Below are 16,058 nucleotides of genomic sequence, written 5' to 3'. Positions count from 1 at the left end.
TATTTCGCAGAAAATACCCGATTTCAGCTTCAAAAGTGGGCAATAAGCTCTGTGATCCGCGTTAGAATCGGAAAACGACCCTTTTGGCGGATATAAGCCTTGTGGCAAGCGTTAGAGTCCAAATTTGTTACTCGCTCCTCGGGTTGTCCTCATAGAGAATGATCGTTGGTAAATAGCAGGCAGGTCATAAGGAGCTCGAAGTGGCAGGTATTGCAAGTGACTAAATGGGTTGTGGTCGATAGGGGCTGAGCATGGATGGGATGTGGCAAATGGTAGAGAGAGCGTGTGTAGTACCGGAGAAATACCTAGTCGAGAGCGATGCGTAACGGACCGTAAAGACCTTATTTGCGTATTTCCCGATCATTTCCCGCTGTAGCGGACTCCAGAGACCTTAATTAGTCGGTCAGCGTCGATTCAGCTGCTTTTGCTCTATATAAGGTCACCTGGGTCCGTTAGAATCGAGCAAGTGTCCATAACCATCCAATAGCGTCTCTGAGGTCCGTTAGCGCGGGGAGCGGCGGAGCAGAGAAGGTGACTTTGAACTTGGTGGCTACGTGAGCAGCTGAAATGTTTCCGCAGGAACATGCTTCGGAAGCATCCGCCTAGGCCCGGCTGAATGCAAGATTCGACGCCGGATAGTCGCCCCCGAATACGCTTCGTGATCCGAAGCTGACTTTTTGAACGACCGCCTGCAATAAAGGTTCAAAAATCAGGTTTGGAGCACCGAGAAGGTTGGATGAAGCTAGGGACTGAGCAGCGGAGCGTAGCTGGAGGCTACGTGAGCAGCGGAGGGCCCGGCTGAATGCAAGATTCGACGCCGGATAGTCGCCCCCGAATACGCTTCGTGATCCGAAGCTGACTTTTTGAACGACCGCTTCCATATTGCTTAAGGTTCGTTAAAGGTTGAGGGACTATGATACAACCATGCCAAGCGGGAGACACCCCGCAGGAAGCGATAAAGCAACCGCAAGAAAGGAAGGAATCGAATGGCGATCGAGGTTTTCAACCGATACGAAAACAAATATTTGTTGGACGATGCGGCCTACCGCCGGTTATACGACGAGCTGCTCGAATATATGGAACCGGACGAATATAACAAGCAGCACGAGTTCTACTCCATCAGCAACCTGTATTTTGATACGAAGGACGACGCGTTGATCCGGAACAGTTTGGCCAAGCCCAAATACAAAGAGAAGCTGCGACTCCGGGCTTACGGCGTCCCGGACCCGAATGCGAAAGGATACCTGGAGATCAAAAAGAAAGTGTTCGGCCTGGTGAACAAACGCCGGACGTCGCTGGGGCTGCAAGAGGCTTATGATTTCGTCCGGACGGGGATCGAGCCGGAGTACAAGGACTACATGAATCGGCAGGTCCTGCATGAAATCGCCTACTTCCTGCAGCGGTACCAGCTGGAACCGAAGGTGTACTTGGCCTATGAGCGTAAGGCGTTGTTTTGCAAGACAAGCCGGGATTTACGCATCACCTTCGATACGCATATCCGCAGCCGCCGTTATGACCTGAAGCTGGAGCAAGGCGACCATGGCGAGTCGCTGGTTGAGAACGGGCTGTGGCTCATGGAAGTGAAAGCCGAAAAAACCGTGCCGGTCTGGTTGGCCAAAATGCTGTCGGAGCACCAAATGTTCCGCACCAGTTTCTCCAAATACGGCAATGAGTACAAGAAAATGCTGAAATCCAGAGATCTCGAAAAGGAGCGTATGCGGTATGCTTGATTCCCTCTTTAACGTCAGTTTGGCGACGACCGAATTAACCTTCACCAACGCCATCGTCACCATTCTTATAGCGATTCTTCTTGGCGGCATCATCAGCTTGACCTATATGAAAACCAACCCGCAAGGGTATTCGCAAAATTTCACCCTCACCATGGTCCTGCTGCCCTCCATCGTGGCGATCATCATTCTCCTGATCGGCAGCAACGTGGCTCGGGCATTCAGCTTGGCCGGGGCGTTCTCGATCATCCGTTTTCGCAGCGCGCCGGGCGATCCGAAGGACATTTCCTACGTCCTGTTTACGATGGCGGCGGGCTTGGCCTGCGGGGTGGGTTCCTTCGGCTACGCCGTGCTGTTCACCCTCATCCTTTGCGTGCTGATGGTCCTTCTGAACCGGTTCCGTTACGGTGCACCCCAAACGCAGCAGAAGACGCTGAAAGTGACGATCCCGGAAAATTTGGGTTACGAGGAAGCGTTCGATGAAGTGTTTAAGAAACACAACGTGGATTACGAGCTCCGGAAAATCCGGACCACCGAACTGGGCAGCCTGTACGAGCTGGTGTACAGCATTAAGCTGGACCGCCTGATCAACCAAAAGGAATTTTTGGACGATATTCGCTGCCGCAACGGCAACCTGGATCTTTCGCTGACGATGAGTCCGACGACAACGGCGGACAGCTATTAAACTTAACCGGAAGGAATGAGCACGATGAATAAATGGAGTACATGGAATACTTGGGGGATGGGAAGCAAGTTAGGGATTATCATGCTCTGCACGGCGATGATGACCGCCTGCGGGGCGGCTTCGGCCACGGAAGACCAGACGAAGGAGACAGGGGCTGCCGCGGAGTTGACCTCTGCCGGGTCGGGCACGGAACTGGTGGACATCACCGTCGCTGATCTCGTCACCTTCAAGGATCGCGATACGAAGACGGATTGGAGCGCCGACACTTCGACTGCGATCATGCTAAACGGCAATACAGCCACCGTTAACGGTTCCGGAGCCAAGGTCTCGGGCGGTACGGTGACGATCGATGCGGCAGGGACCTATGTCCTGAGCGGCAAGCTGAGCGACGGCCAAATTATCGTGGACGCGGCGGAGGATAGCGACGTTCAGTTGGTGCTGAACGAAGCGGAGATTCACGATAACGACAGCGCCCCGATTTACGTCAAAGCGGCGGGGAATGTCATCCTCACCCTTCAGGAGGGGACAGAAAACACCGTGTCGGATGGTCAAAGTTACGCTGTGACCGAGGCGGAAACGGATGCCCCGAATGCGGCGATTTTCAGCAAAGCGGATTTGACGATCAACGGGGCGGGCTCGCTGACCGTAACCGGCAATTCTAACAACGGCATCAACAGCAAGGACGACCTGAAAATCGTCGGCGGCATGATCAAGGTCGAGGCCGTAGATGACGGCATTCTCGGTAAGGATATGGTCGCGGTGAAGGACGGGCAGATCACCGTAAAAGCCGGCGGGGACGGCATCAAATCGAGCAACGACACCGACGACGGCAAAGGGTTCGTCGCCATCGCCGGCGGCACGTTTAACGTGACGGCAGGAACGGATGGCATCCAGGCAGCGACCCAACTGGTCGTTGATGGAGGGACGTTTGGCATCGTCACGGGCGGCGGCAGTGCAAATGGCGAAGTCAAAGTGCAGGATAACGGCCGGGGCGGCGGTCAGTGGGGCAAACCGGGCGGCATGAACCCCGGGGATGCCGGACAACCGGCGGGATCCAAACCATCGTCCGAGGCGGATGCGACGTCCGGAGCATCGGAGGTTGCAGGGATGATGGAAGAACCGGCACAGACGAGTGCGGCTATGAATGTGGCTGCGGATGGGTCAGCCAATACGGAAGCCGAATCTACGGATACGGAATCGGATAGCAAAAAAGGGCTTAAAGCAAGCGGCGAGATCGTCCTCAATAACGGCAGCTTCACGCTCGATTCCGCGGACGATGCCGTTCACGGCAATACCAATGTCAGCGTAAAAGACGGCAAGTTCAAAGTCGCATCGGGCGATGACGGGTTCCATGCCGACGCAACGCTGGCGATCGCCGGCGGGACGATCGACATCACGAAGAGTTACGAAGGCATCGAAGGCGGAGCCATTACGGTGTCGGGTGGTGAAACCCGCCTGATCGCAACGGACGACGGCGTCAACGTCTCGGGCGGCAATGATGCAAGCGGCAGCCAAGACGAGTTTGCCGCATCAGCCGGCAACATCTTAACGATCAGCGGCGGATATCTTTACGTTGATGCGGCCGGCGACGGACTGGATTCCAACGGGTCGATCGTGATGACCGGCGGCACGGCCCTCGTGAACGGGCCGACAAATAGCGGCAACGGTCCGCTGGATTATAACGGAAGTTACGAGATGACCGGCGGTATCTTGGTCGCGGCGGGAAGCTCGGGGATGGCGCAAGCCCCATCTGATACCTCCAGCCAATACTCGGTTGCGATGACCTTCCCGGAGACGCAGCAAGCAGGCACGTTGGTACATTTAGAGGATAACGCAGGCAACGAAATCCTGACCTTTGCTCCGACGAAAAACTACCAATCGATCGTGATCAGCTCCCCGGACCTGAAGAAAGGCTCCTATGTCCTGTACACCGGTGGATCCTCCGCGGGCAGCGCGACGGACGGCATGTATACGGACGGGCAGTACACGGGCGGCACGAAGGTGGTTAGTTTTGAAATCACCGACAGCATCACGACGTGGCTGAACGAATCCGGCGTGACGACCGGCAATGCCGGATTCGGGCCTGGCGGTGGCGGAAGAGGCGGGCGGGGCATGGGACCGCAAGGCGAACGCCCGACGGACCAAGCGACAGCACCTGCGGATCAAGCGCCAACCGCCCCGTCGTCGACAGACGGGCTGTAAACCTCAAGTTCTTAAGCCTTAGCAAGAGTGTCCCAGACCTTATCAAAGGTTGCGGGGCACTCTTTTATTGTTGTCGAAAAATAGGGATTGACGGATTTGTATATACAAGTTAAAATGAAAACGCAAACAACACATGTATATACAAGTAGACGAAAGCTGGATTGGCATCGTTTTCTAGCGTTTGCTGCAAAATAAACTGTTCATTCGGCTCACATCACGAAGGGGGAACCATCCATGAGCAACTACACCCAACCGGCAAACGATTTGCTGAAGCATGTCGGCGGCCGCGACAATATTTCGGTCGTGACTCACTGCGCGACCCGCATGAGATTCGTCTTAAACGATCCGCAGAAGGCGGACGTCGAACAGATCCAGGCTATCAAATTGGTCAAAGGCACGTTTACGCAAGCCGGCCAGTTTCAGGTCATCATCGGCAACGAAGTGGCCTCATTTTATAACGAGTTCATCAAAATCGCCGGCGTCAGCGACACCTCGAAAGAAGAAGCCAAGCAAGCGGCCAAGAAAAACATGAATTTCCTGCAGCGGATGATCGCGCATCTGGCGGATATTTTCACCCCGCTGATTCCGGCGATCGTGGTAGGGGGTCTGATCCTGGGCTTCCGCAACATTATCGGGGACATCAAAATGCTGGAGGGCGGCACGAAAACGCTGGTGGAGGTATCGCAGTTCTGGGCCGGAACCCATGCGTTCCTGTGGCTGATCGGCGAAGCGATCTTCCACTTCCTGCCGGTCGGCATCACTTGGGCCGTCGCGCGCAAGATGGGCGCCACGCCGATTCTCGGCATCGTGCTGGGGATCACGCTTGTCTCGCCGCAACTCCTTAATGCTTATGGTGTTGCCGGTGCAACGGACATTCCGTATTGGGACTTCGGGTTTGCCAAGGTACAAATGATCGGTTATCAAGCCCAGGTCATTCCGGCGATCCTGGCGGGGCTGGTGTTGTCCTTCCTGGAGCTGAAGCTGCGCAAAATCGTGCCGCAATCGATCTCCATGATCGTTGTCCCGTTCTTCGCGCTCGTACCCACCGTCCTGCTGGCGCACACCGTGCTTGGCCCGGTTGGCTGGAAAATCGGGTCGGTCATCTCTGACGTCGTTTATACCGGCTTAACCTCTTCGTTTGGCTGGTTGTTCGCCGCGATCTTTGGATTTGCCTATGCGCCGTTGGTGATCACCGGACTGCATCACATGACCAATGCCATTGACCTTCAATTAATGAGCGAGCTCGGCGGGACGAACCTGTGGCCGATGATCGCGCTCTCGAATATTGCGCAAGGCTCGGCCGTATTGGCCATGATCTTTATCAATCGGAAGAACGAAGAGGAGAAGCAGGTCTCCATTCCGGCGACCATTTCCTGTTACCTGGGCGTCACGGAGCCGGCGATGTTCGGGATCAACCTGAAATACGGGTACCCGTTCCTCGCCGCGATGATCGGATCGCTTGTGGCGGCCGTCATCTCGGTCGGTTCGGGCGTCATGGCCAATTCCATCGGCGTTGGCGGTTTGCCGGGCATCTTGTCCATCCAGCCGCAGCACATGGTAACCTTTGCTTTGGCAATGGCCGTGGCGATCGTCATCCCGTTCCTCCTCACGATGGTCTTCGCGAAAGCGAATATCGGCAAAGTATCGTTCAAGAAAAATTAAACCTTACGCGGAGGAACAGAATTGTTCCTCCTTTGCGATTTTTTCAGGAAAGGACAGGTGTTGGACATGACGGAACCTTGGTGGAAGAAGGCGGTCGTTTATCAAATCTATCCCAAGAGCTTCAACGACACGACAGGCAATGGAGTCGGCGATCTGCAGGGGATCATCCGCAAGCTGGATTACCTCGCGGAGTTGGGCGTGGACGTGATCTGGCTGACGCCGGTGTATGACTCGCCGCAACGGGATAACGGGTATGATATCCGCGATTATTACCGGATTTATGAGCCTTACGGCACAATGGAGGACTTCGACCAGCTGCTGGAGGAAGCCCACCGCTGCGGACTCCGGATCCTGATGGACATTGTCGTGAACCATACCTCGACCGAGCATCCGTGGTTCGTCGCCGCCAGGTCATCCAAGGACAACCCTTACCGGGATTATTACGTTTGGCGGGACGGCAAGGAAGACGGCCCTCCGAACAATTGGGTCTCGAAATTCGGCGGGAACGCTTGGCAGTACGACGAAGCAACGGACCAATATTACCTTCATCTCTTCGATGTGACCCAAGCCGACTTGAACTGGGAGAATGCCCGGCTGCGCGAAGAGATTTACGGGATGATGAAATTTTGGCTGGATAAAGGCGTGGACGGCTTCCGGCTGGACGTCATCAATCTCCTTTCCAAGGACCCGCGTTTTCTGGACGACGACGGGTCGGCGGCTCCCGGGGACGGCCGGAAATATTACACCGACGGGCCGAAAATCCATGATTATCTTCAGGAGATGAACCGCGCGGTATTTGCCGGCTACGAGATGATGACCGTCGGGGAGATGTCGTCGACTTCGCTGGAGCATTGTGTACGCTATACGCATCCGGAACGCAAGGAATTGGACATGACCTTCAGCTTCCATCATTTGAAGGTGGATTATCCGAACGGGGAAAAATGGGCGATCGGCGAGCTCGACTTCCTGCGGTTGAAACGGATTTTGGCCGAGTGGCAAACCGGGATGTACGAAGGCGGCGGGTGGAACGCGCTGTTCTGGTGCAATCACGATCAGCCCCGCGTCGTGTCGCGGTTTGGGGACGACGGGGAATATCACCGCGAATCGGCGAAAATGCTGGCGACCTCGATGCATATGCTGCAGGGGACGCCGTACATTTTCCAAGGGGAAGAATTCGGGATGACGAATCCGGGCTTCGACCGGATCGAAGACTACCGCGACGTGGAATCGCTGAACATGTACCGCATCCTGAAGGAGCGTGGCATGGACGAGGCGGAAATCCTGAAGATTCTGGCCCAGAAGTCGCGCGACAACGGGCGAACCCCGGTGCAGTGGAATGACGGGCCGAACGCAGGGTTTACGACCGGCACGCCGTGGATTCGCCCGGCGGACAACTACAAGGAGATCAATGCGGAGCAAGCGGCGGCGGACCCGGACTCGATTTTTCACCATTACCGGAAGTTGATCCAGCTACGGAAGGAATACGACCTGATTACGACCGGGCGGTTCGAGCTGCTGGCCGAAGACGATCTGGCGGTGTTTGCTTATGTGCGCGACGGCGGGGCGGAGAAGCTGCTCGTCGTGAACAACTTTTTTGCCGAGGAAGCGGAATTCCGGCTGCCCGACGGGGACGGTTGGAGTGTGTACGAAAGCCGGCTATTGCTGTCCAACTATGCGGATTCCCCGGCGGCCCCGCAACTTATTCGGCTGAGACCCTACGAATCTGTGGTATATTATCTTCAAAGAACGTAAAAAAGTTGGGGTCAAAAGCATGACAAACAAGTATTTGGCGATTCACAATGACATTGTGCGGCAGATCGAAGCGGGGGACATCACGCCCCATTCGCTGTTGCCTTCCGAGCATGAACTGAAGGAGCGTTACGACACGTCGCGGGAGACGATCCGCAAAGCCTTGACCCTGTTGGCGCAGAACGGGTATATCCAGAAGGTGCAGGGGAAGGGCTCGATCGTGATCCGCAGCAGCAAGGTGGATTTTCCCGTGTCCGGGCTGGTGAGCTTTAAGGAGTTGGCCGGCAGGATGGGCGAGAAACCCCGGACCTTGGTGCATGAGCTATCTCTGGCGAAGCCGGATGCCTACGTAAAGCAGCAGTTAAACCTATCCGGCAAGGATGAGGTGTGGAAGGTCGTGCGCATCCGGGAGTTTGGCGGGGGAAAGGTGCTGCTCGACAAGGATTATTTGAACGCACGGTTCGTCCCTTCCTTGACCCGAGAAATTTGCCAGAACTCGATTTACGAGTATTTGGAGCATGAACTGGGGCTGAAGATCAGCTTCGCCAAAAAAGAAATCGTCGTGGAGGAACCTACGGAAGAGGACAAACAGCTGCTCGACCTCGAAGGCTTCCACAACATGGTCGTCATCCGCAACTATGTCTATCTGGAGGACGCCAGCTTGTTCCAGTATACGGAATCCCGGCACCGGCCGGACAAGTTCCGCTTCGTGGACTTTGCGCGGCGGATTCATTCGAACGGCTGAGCGCAGTGGTAGGAAAGCGAGTCATGCAAAAGGCCGCCCCTTGAATGGGGCGGCCTTTTGCATATTGGCGGGAACGTCAAATCAGCTTATGCGCAACCCACTTCTTCCCGCGGAAGCGCCAGAGGAAGATGGCCCCGCGCACGCCCCATTCGCTGCACATCGCCAGCCAGACGCCCAGGATGCCAAGGCCCAACACGATGCCGAGAATATAGCCGAGGATGACCCGGAAGAGCCACATCGTCAGCATCGAGGTGATCGAGGTGAAGCGCGAGTCGCCTGCCGCCCGCAAGGCGGACGGCAGGATAAAGCTGATCGGCCAAAGCGGGATCTGGGCGATGGAGCTTACTAGAAGCACGAGGAAGATATCGCCGACGATATCGGACGGCGGCGAGAAAATACTCACAAGCGGCCGGAACAACGGCAGCAGGATCAGGCTGATCAAGGCCAGCGAGCCCGAGCCGAGCCAGAGGAAGGACTTGATGAACTTCCGCGCGTCGCCAACGTTGCCGCTGCCGATGCATTGACCGACGACGGTGACAATGGTTAACGACAAGGCGCTGGCGGGAATTTGGAACACCCCGGCCAGCGAGCCGCCGATAGCATTCGTGGCGATCGCGTAAGTGCCCAAGCTGACGATAAACACCTGGGTCAGCAGCTTGCCGCCGTTAAAGAACAGCTGCTCGGCCGCAAACGGAATTCCGATGAACATGATTTTCCGCAGCATCTCCAGCGGGAAGTGGAACAGGTCGCGCAAATGCAGGTGCAGGGACGCTTCCATTTTGAACAGATAATAGAGCGCGCAGACGGCTCCCAAGAACCGGGCGATATTGATCGCCAGCGTCATGCCGAGGACGCCCATATCCAGAAGGGTAATCAGCAAGATGTTCAGAAGCACGTACATCAGATTCAGGATGAGTGACAGAAACAAGGAAGCACGGGTTTTGCCGATGCCTCGCAGCGCGGCGCAAACCGCTTGGACCACGGCCAGTCCGGTGTAGGAGATGCTGCTGCCGATCAGGTAGACGCGGGCGTTGTCCAGTACATCGTCGGACGCGGCGCCGAACAGCAGCTTCAGAATCGGATTGTGAAAGCCGATCAGAAGCAGCGCAATCCCGACGGCAAGCAGGGACACCGCCGTGACCGTCGCCGCAGAAGCGCGGGAGACGTTACGGTCGTTGCGGCTGCCTTTATATTGGGCGACCACCACCGTACCCCCGGTGGCGACGGCGACAAATACGCTGACCAGGAAGATGTTCAGCGAGTCGACGATGTTGACCGCGCTGACGGCGGCCACGCCGGACGAGCTGATCATGGCGGTATTGACCAGATTAAGGCCGATGATGAAGGCCTGATCGATCAGGATCGGCAGAAACAAAGCGAAGATCTGCCGGTAGTCCATGGACTCGCCGGACAGATGCTTTTCCAGGAAGGCGTTATTTTGCAGACGCGCGAAAATCGGCTTCAATAGACATCACTTTCTTTTCTATATAGTGAGAAAACGCTTTATCCTTATTATCGGACATTTCGTAACAAGGCTAAAGCAACCGAGCAACCCCGGCTATCGGGGCGGGTAGGGTTGAAGATACCATTTTCGGAAGAACGATGTCAATGCGTTAACGCATCCCGTGTTGGCGAAGTTCGGCACCAGGGTAGGCCATTTGGAAAATGCGGTGGGAGGTGTTACCATGGAGGGGATTGGGCGAATTTGACTTGGGAGGGGATTTTGTTGAAAGCGCTATTTATCGGAGGCACGGGGACGATCAGTTCCGCGATTACCAGACAATTGGCGGAGGATAGCTCCTGGGAGTTGTATCTGCTGAACCGGGGGACTCGCAGCAAGGAGTTGCCGCCCGGCGTAAAGGTCATTGAGGCCGATATTCATCAGGAAGCCGAGGTGGCCGCGAAGCTTGAAGGTCATACCTTCGACGTGGTGGCGGATTTCATCGCTTTTGAGCCGGCGCAGTTGGAACGGGATGTTCGGCTGTTTGCCGGAAAGACGAAGCAGTTTATGTTCATCAGCTCGGCTTCGGCGTATCAAACCCCTTTGTCGGATTATCGAATTACCGAAGGGACGCCTCTGTCCAACCCTTATTGGGCCTACTCCCGCAACAAAATCGCTTGCGAGGAATATTTGATGAAGGAGTATCGCGAGCAAGGATTCCCGATCACGATCGTGCGGCCGAGCCACACTTACGACGAGCGGTCGATCCCGCTGGGCGTTCATGGCAACAACGGGTCTTGGCAAGTGGCCCAGCGGATGCTGGAGAACAAGCCGGTTCTGATCCACGGCGACGGTTCGTCGCTTTGGACGTTGACGCATAACAGCGATTTTGCCAAAGGCTTTATCGGGCTAATGGGCAACATTCATGCCATCGGCGAGTCGGTCCATATCACGTCGGACGAAAGCGTAACCTGGAACCAAATCTACGAAATCATCGCGGATGCCCTGGGCGTGAAGCTGCGTGCGGTGCACGTCGCTTCCGATTTCTTGGCGGAGTGCGGTCCTTATGACTTCCGCGGCGGATTGCTGGGCGACAAGGCGAACACCGTCGTTTTCGACAATGCCAAGCTAAAGCGGCTCGTGCCTGGATTTACGGCCACGGTTCGCGTCGATCAAGGCATCCGGCGGACGGTGGAGCATATCCTGGCCCACCCGGAGCTTCAAGTGGCGGACCCGGAATTCGACGTTTGGTGCGATCGGGTTGTCGGGGCGATGGAAGCGGCCGCGAAGCTGATGAAGGAATAGGCGGGTGGCTCTGATGCGCATGGCACGGCATCCCACGTTCGTGTTGGCGCCGGATTCGTTCAAGGAGAGCATGACGGCCAAGGAAGTGTGCCTGGCGATGGAAAAAGGGCTGCGCAAAGCGTTTCCCGATGCGCGTTATGTCCATGTTCCGATGGCCGATGGCGGGGAAGGAACCGTTCAAGCCCTGGTCGACGCCACGGGCGGAAGGCTGTGCGCGCTGGAGGTAACGGGTCCGCTGGGGGAACCGGTCACGGCGCAGTACGGGCTGCTGGGCGACGGGGAGACGGCGGCGATCGAAATGGCCTCGGCCAGCGGGCTCCAGCAGGTGCCGCCGGATCGGCGCAACCCGCTGCGAGCCACGACGTACGGCACCGGCGAGCTGATCCGCGCCTGCCTGGATCGAGGCGTGCGCCGGATCATCGTCGGCATTGGCGGCAGCGCGACGAACGACGGCGGTGCCGGCATGGCCGAGGCGCTGGGCGCGCGGTTCCTGGACGCGGCAGGCCAGCCGTTGCCGCGCGGCGGGGGCTCGCTCGGGGAGCTGGCGCGGATCGACGTGTCCGGGCTGGATCCCCGGCTGCAGCAGGCGCGCCTGGTCGTCGCCTGCGACGTCGACAACCCGCTCTGCGGCGAGCGTGGCGCGTCCCGCGTGTTCGGGCCGCAGAAGGGGGCCACCGCCGCGATGGCGGAGCAGCTGGACGCCGCGCTTGCGCATTACGCCGAGACGGCGCGGCGTCAGTTGGGCCGGGACGTGCGGGACGTCCCGGGCGCGGGGGCGGCCGGCGGGCTAGGCGCCGGGCTGCTGCTCTTCACGCAGGCCGAACTGCGCAGGGGCGTCGAGATCGTGATTGACTATACGGGCCTGCGGGAGAAGGTGGCGGCGGCGGACGTGGTGCTCACCGGCGAGGGCGGCATCGACTTCCAGACGAAGTTCGGGAAGACGCCCCACGGCGTCGCCCAGGTCGCCAAGGCCGCCGGCAAGCGCGTGATCGCGATCGCCGGCGGCCTTGGCGACGGCGCGGACGCGTTGTACGCCGAAGGGATTGACGCGATCTTCGGCATCGCCCCCGGGCCGGCCGCCCTGCCGCAGTTGCTCGCCGACGGGCCGCGCAACGTGGAGCGCGCCTGCGAGAGCATCGGCCGCCTGCTGCGGCTGGGCTGAGCGCGCGGGCGTGCGCCGCGGCGCGGCGGGCGGCATGGCCCGGGCAGCGCCGAGGGCGCCGTTGCGTAGCGGAGCCGGCGGGTGCATCCCGCGCCTTGCGCCCTAGCGCGGCGTCACCGCCGGCCCGGGCTTGCGCGCCGCCCGCGCCCGCCCGGGCGCGGCCAAAGGGAGAAATGTTGTATTTTCTACAACATTTCTCCCTTTTTTTTGCCCCTGCGGGGCATAATGTTGCAAAAACTGCAACATTTAAGCCCGCCGCGGGCCGCCCCGGCGATAAATGTTGCACTTTATGCAACATTTCGCTCCCCCGGCCCGGATACCGCCCCGAAATGTTGCACAAAATGCAACATTTGGGGGTGTCCTTGGTGCCACGCCGGGCTCAATGGCGTGTGCCCCGGCCGCCGCCCTACCGCCGCCGCGTGCACAAATAGCGCCCCTAGCCTTGCCCATGCGCCCGGCCGCACAACCCTAGCCGCGCCCACCCGCCTGCCCCGCAGGCCTCACGTATAGGTGAACGATAATGCGCACAGCTTATGGACGAAAGGGCACGCAGAAGGGCAAGTATTTCTTTTGCTCATATGAGAAAAGTATAGTAAAATACAAAAATATAGTTAATAAATGAAGCGGAGGAACTCAACATGGAAATCGGAATCAGCACGTTCGTGGAAACGACGCCGGACGTCGTCACCGGCGAATTGATCAGTCATGCGCAGCGGCTGCGCGAGGTGGTAGAGGAGATCGTCCTAGCCGATAAAGTCGGGCTCGACGTGTTCGGCGTAGGGGAGCATCACCGCAAGGATTATGCCGCTTCGTCGCCGACATTGGTGTTGGCGGCAGCAGCCCCGCAGACGACGCGGATCCGGCTGACCAGCGCCGTTACCGTGTTGTCTTCCGATGATCCGGTTCGGGTGTTCCAGGATTTCGCGACGCTGGACGGCCTATCGAACGGGCGCGCGGAGATCATGGCTGGACGCGGATCTTTTATCGAGTCCTTCCCGCTGTTCGGATACGATTTGAACGATTATGAGGAACTGTTCGAGGAGAAGCTGGATCTGCTGCTGAAGCTGCGCGAATCGGAAAAAGTAACCTGGCAAGGCAAGCACCGTCCAGCCATCAACAATCTGGGCGTCTATCCGCGTCCCGTGCAGAACCCTTTGCCGGTCTGGATCGGGAGCGGCGGCAACACCGAATCCGTCATTCGTGCCGGTGTGCTCGGTTTGCCGCTGGTGCTGGCGATCATTGGCGGCCGGCCGACTCAATTTGCGCCGCTCGTGAAGATCTACAAGCAGGCTGCTGCCCAGGCAGGGCATGACGTCTCAAAGCTGACGGTCGCTTCTCATTCGCATGGCTTCGTTGGCGACCGCAATGATGTGGCGGTGGAGAAGTTCTTCCCTTCGACGCAGGCGGCCATGAACGTGATCGGACGGGAACGCGGCTGGGGCCACTACGGCCGGGCCAGCTACGATGCCGCCCGCAGCCTGGAAGGCGCGCTGTACGTCGGCGATCCGGAGACGGTGGCGAACAAAATTATCTATCTGCGCAAAAATGTCGGCATCACCCGCTTTATGCTGCACTGCCCGCTCGGGACGATGCCGCATGAGGATGTCATGCGGTCGATTGAGCTGCTGGGCACCGAGGTGGCGCCGCGAGTCCGCGAGGAAATTGCCCGCTGGGAAGACGAAGGCGGGGAGCAGGCATAGTCACTGCGAAATCAATTCTTGGTAGGAATGCCAGGAGTCCTTACGCGCGGGAGACCACTGAAATGCCTCCTAACTAAAGAAGGTACCGTTCCTCAATATCATTGAGAGAGCAGTACCTTCTTTGCTGTATAATTAGAGTATTGCAGCGAAAGGGCCGAGTGATTCGTTCCTACGCTCACACCTCCGCCCGAAACGTCCTCCCTAACGGTTCGCCGAGGCCGAAGTAATGGCGGAAGTTGTATATCAGCGGGCTCCATTGGCGAGGGTCGATGTGACGTTCGCCAATGACGAGGTCGCGGCGGGCGTGGACAGCCACGGCCCGGGTCTCGACGATCGCGAAGAAGGGGGCATAGGCTGGCGCTCGGAAGTCCTCCACGACCGCTTCGATTTGCAGCGGGCATTCGCGGATGCGGGCGGGTTGCACTTGCTGGGACGGCTGCGGGGTAAGGCCGCCGACCGAGAATTTGTCTTTTTGATAGGTGAAGCCCTGTGTTGCTTTTTCATGCGGCACGGGGCTTTTTCCGGTGACGGAGGCTAACCGCTCGACTTGTTCCCACATGGATGGATCGGGTAGGTTGATGACGCATTCCGGGCAGCGCTGCAGGTTTTCGGCAGCTTTTCCGCCCAGCCCGATGCCAAGAACAATATGGTTACCGAGCGCCCAAGAAGACGAGATCGGGCTAATATTGGTGCTTCCGTCTTCATTAAGAGTCGTGAGCAGGACGACGGGCGTACCGTAATACAAGATTTTTGGCTGAATCAGCAGAGTGTCGTCGGCTGATGGGTTTGCCGTTTTCGAAGTTTGCATAGGAATAACCTCCCCGGTTTTCAGTGTTTCCCGCTCATTGTATAATGGCAACAATACCATGGGGATCGAAATATGGATGACATCCTCAAAAGGGGGGAACCATTCGCATGAGAGCCGCACCAACGCATACGCAAGCGGCAGTCATCGCTTCGCTTGTCAGCGATCCCAGCCGGTCGGCGATGCTGACGGCCATGCTGGACGGGAGATATCATGCCGCCGGTGAGCTGGCGCGGATGGCCGGGATTCAGGCACAAACCGCCAGCTTTCACCTGGCCAAGCTGACGGAGGCCGGTTTGGTTGCCGTCGAAAAACAAGGCCGTCACCGCTACTACGGGATCGCAAGCCCGGAAGTCGCCCGGGTGCTGGAGTCCTTGCTGTCGATCGCGCCGTCGGCGCCGATCCGGTCGTTGCGGCAGGCGACGGAGGACCGGGCGCTGCGGCAGGCCCGAACCTGCTATGACCACTTAGCGGGGAGTCTCGGGGTTCGCCTGACGCAAAGCTTGGTGCGCACAGGCATTCTCGTCGAAGGAGACGGAGCCTTTGAAATGACCGCGGAGGGCGAAGCTTTTTTGGGTCGATTCGGAGTCGACATCGCCCGGGCCAAGGGCAAACGCCGTTCTTTTTCTCATAAATGCCTCGATTGGAGCGAGCGCCAACCTCATTTGGCCGGGGCGCTTGGCAACGCGCTGCTAGAGCGGCTGATGGAACTGGGGTGGGTAGAGCGAAGTCCGCTGAGCCGGGCCGTCAAGTTGACGGCGAAGGGGCGGACGGGGTTCAAGGACACCTTTGCTTTGGACATGGACGCCGAAGAAGGAACCGGCTAGCTGCCTTACCTGAATAATGTGCATACGAAAAACCATCTCCCTTAGAAG

Annotated in this window: 12 protein-coding genes; 10 read left to right on the top strand and 2 right to left on the bottom strand. The window is 58.0% G+C overall.

Annotated features, from left to right (window positions below):
* The first annotated feature begins 986 nt into the window (after positions 1 to 986).
* The 6 genes from MJ257_RS14705 (at position 987) to treR (ending at position 8,770) form a co-directional block, all read left to right on the top strand.
* The gene (locus MJ257_RS14705; RefSeq protein WP_240269940.1) at positions 987 to 1,730 is read left to right on the top strand and encodes a polyphosphate polymerase domain-containing protein; all 744 of its coding nucleotides are present in this window, start codon (positions 987 to 989) and stop codon (positions 1,728 to 1,730) included.
* Positions 1,723 to 2,412 (top strand): DUF4956 domain-containing protein, encoded by a 690-nt coding sequence (locus tag MJ257_RS14700; protein WP_240269939.1) that lies wholly within the window; start codon positions 1,723 to 1,725, stop codon positions 2,410 to 2,412. Before MJ257_RS14705 ends, MJ257_RS14700 begins: the two co-directional genes overlap by 8 nt.
* A 57-nt stretch (positions 2,413 to 2,469) precedes the next feature.
* On the top strand, positions 2,470 to 4,614 hold the full coding sequence (locus MJ257_RS14695; protein ID WP_240269938.1) for a carbohydrate-binding domain-containing protein: 2,145 nt from the start codon (positions 2,470 to 2,472) through the stop codon (positions 4,612 to 4,614).
* A gap of 234 nt (positions 4,615 to 4,848) precedes the next feature.
* A complete protein-coding gene (treP, locus tag MJ257_RS14690) occupies positions 4,849 to 6,276 on the top strand; it encodes a PTS system trehalose-specific EIIBC component (RefSeq protein WP_240269937.1) in 1,428 nt (475 codons plus the stop codon).
* Positions 6,277 to 6,342: 66 nt separating this feature from the next.
* Positions 6,343 to 8,028, top strand: a complete 1,686-nt coding sequence (gene treC, locus MJ257_RS14685; RefSeq protein WP_240269936.1) for an alpha,alpha-phosphotrehalase — start codon at positions 6,343 to 6,345, stop codon at positions 8,026 to 8,028.
* A gap of 19 nt (positions 8,029 to 8,047) precedes the next feature.
* Positions 8,048 to 8,770, top strand: coding sequence for a trehalose operon repressor (gene treR / locus MJ257_RS14680; protein ID WP_240269935.1), 723 nt, complete (start codon positions 8,048 to 8,050; stop codon positions 8,768 to 8,770).
* Between the two features lie 76 nt (positions 8,771 to 8,846).
* Here treR and MJ257_RS14675 read toward each other — a convergent pair whose 3' ends face one another.
* The gene (locus MJ257_RS14675) at positions 8,847 to 10,169 is read right to left on the bottom strand and encodes an MATE family efflux transporter (protein WP_240269982.1); all 1,323 of its coding nucleotides are present in this window, start codon (positions 10,167 to 10,169) and stop codon (positions 8,847 to 8,849) included.
* A gap of 327 nt (positions 10,170 to 10,496) precedes the next feature.
* On the opposite strand from MJ257_RS14675, the gene MJ257_RS14670 reads away from it, so the two are divergent.
* The 3 genes from MJ257_RS14670 to MJ257_RS14660 all read left to right on the top strand — a co-directional run bounded on the left by MJ257_RS14670 (position 10,497) and on the right by MJ257_RS14660 (position 14,378).
* The gene (locus MJ257_RS14670) at positions 10,497 to 11,516 is read left to right on the top strand and encodes an SDR family oxidoreductase (RefSeq protein ID WP_240269934.1); all 1,020 of its coding nucleotides are present in this window, start codon (positions 10,497 to 10,499) and stop codon (positions 11,514 to 11,516) included.
* A gap of 13 nt (positions 11,517 to 11,529) precedes the next feature.
* Positions 11,530 to 12,678, top strand: coding sequence for a glycerate kinase (locus tag MJ257_RS14665; RefSeq protein ID WP_240269981.1), 1,149 nt, complete (start codon positions 11,530 to 11,532; stop codon positions 12,676 to 12,678).
* Positions 12,679 to 13,316: 638 nt separating this feature from the next.
* The gene (locus tag MJ257_RS14660) at positions 13,317 to 14,378 is read left to right on the top strand and encodes an LLM class flavin-dependent oxidoreductase (RefSeq protein ID WP_240269933.1); all 1,062 of its coding nucleotides are present in this window, start codon (positions 13,317 to 13,319) and stop codon (positions 14,376 to 14,378) included.
* 175 nt (positions 14,379 to 14,553) lie between these two features.
* On the opposite strand, the gene MJ257_RS14655 is transcribed toward MJ257_RS14660, so the two are convergent.
* Positions 14,554 to 15,186 (bottom strand): flavin reductase family protein, encoded by a 633-nt coding sequence (locus MJ257_RS14655; protein WP_240269932.1) that lies wholly within the window; start codon positions 15,184 to 15,186, stop codon positions 14,554 to 14,556.
* 107 nt (positions 15,187 to 15,293) lie between these two features.
* Between MJ257_RS14655 and MJ257_RS14650 the strand changes: the two genes are divergently transcribed.
* Positions 15,294 to 16,010: an ArsR/SmtB family transcription factor gene (locus tag MJ257_RS14650; RefSeq protein ID WP_240269931.1), complete on the top strand. Its 717-nt coding sequence runs from the start codon at positions 15,294 to 15,296 to the stop codon at positions 16,008 to 16,010.
* Positions 16,011 to 16,058 lie beyond the last annotated feature (48 nt).

It is taken from the genome of Paenibacillus timonensis (assembly GCF_022427145.1).
Taxonomy (GTDB): domain Bacteria; phylum Bacillota; class Bacilli; order Paenibacillales; family Paenibacillaceae; genus Fontibacillus; species Fontibacillus timonensis.
Note: the sequence above shows the minus strand (reverse complement) of the source record. Positions and strands in the feature narration are given on the sequence as shown.

Coding starts and splice junctions, on each gene's coding strand:
- MJ257_RS14705 (WP_240269940.1), top strand. CDS start 987: ATGGCGATCGAGGTTTTCAACCGATACGAAAACAAATATTTGTTGGAC.
- MJ257_RS14700 (WP_240269939.1), top strand. CDS start 1,723: ATGCTTGATTCCCTCTTTAACGTCAGTTTGGCGACGACCGAATTAACC.
- MJ257_RS14695 (WP_240269938.1), top strand. CDS start 2,470: ATGGGAAGCAAGTTAGGGATTATCATGCTCTGCACGGCGATGATGACC.
- treP (WP_240269937.1), top strand. CDS start 4,849: ATGAGCAACTACACCCAACCGGCAAACGATTTGCTGAAGCATGTCGGC.
- treC (WP_240269936.1), top strand. CDS start 6,343: ATGACGGAACCTTGGTGGAAGAAGGCGGTCGTTTATCAAATCTATCCC.
- treR (WP_240269935.1), top strand. CDS start 8,048: ATGACAAACAAGTATTTGGCGATTCACAATGACATTGTGCGGCAGATC.
- MJ257_RS14675 (WP_240269982.1), bottom strand. CDS start 10,169: ATGGACTACCGGCAGATCTTCGCTTTGTTTCTGCCGATCCTGATCGAT.
- MJ257_RS14665 (WP_240269981.1), top strand. CDS start 11,530: ATGCGCATGGCACGGCATCCCACGTTCGTGTTGGCGCCGGATTCGTTC.
- MJ257_RS14660 (WP_240269933.1), top strand. CDS start 13,317: ATGGAAATCGGAATCAGCACGTTCGTGGAAACGACGCCGGACGTCGTC.
- MJ257_RS14655 (WP_240269932.1), bottom strand. CDS start 15,186: ATGCAAACTTCGAAAACGGCAAACCCATCAGCCGACGACACTCTGCTG.
- MJ257_RS14650 (WP_240269931.1), top strand. CDS start 15,294: ATGAGAGCCGCACCAACGCATACGCAAGCGGCAGTCATCGCTTCGCTT.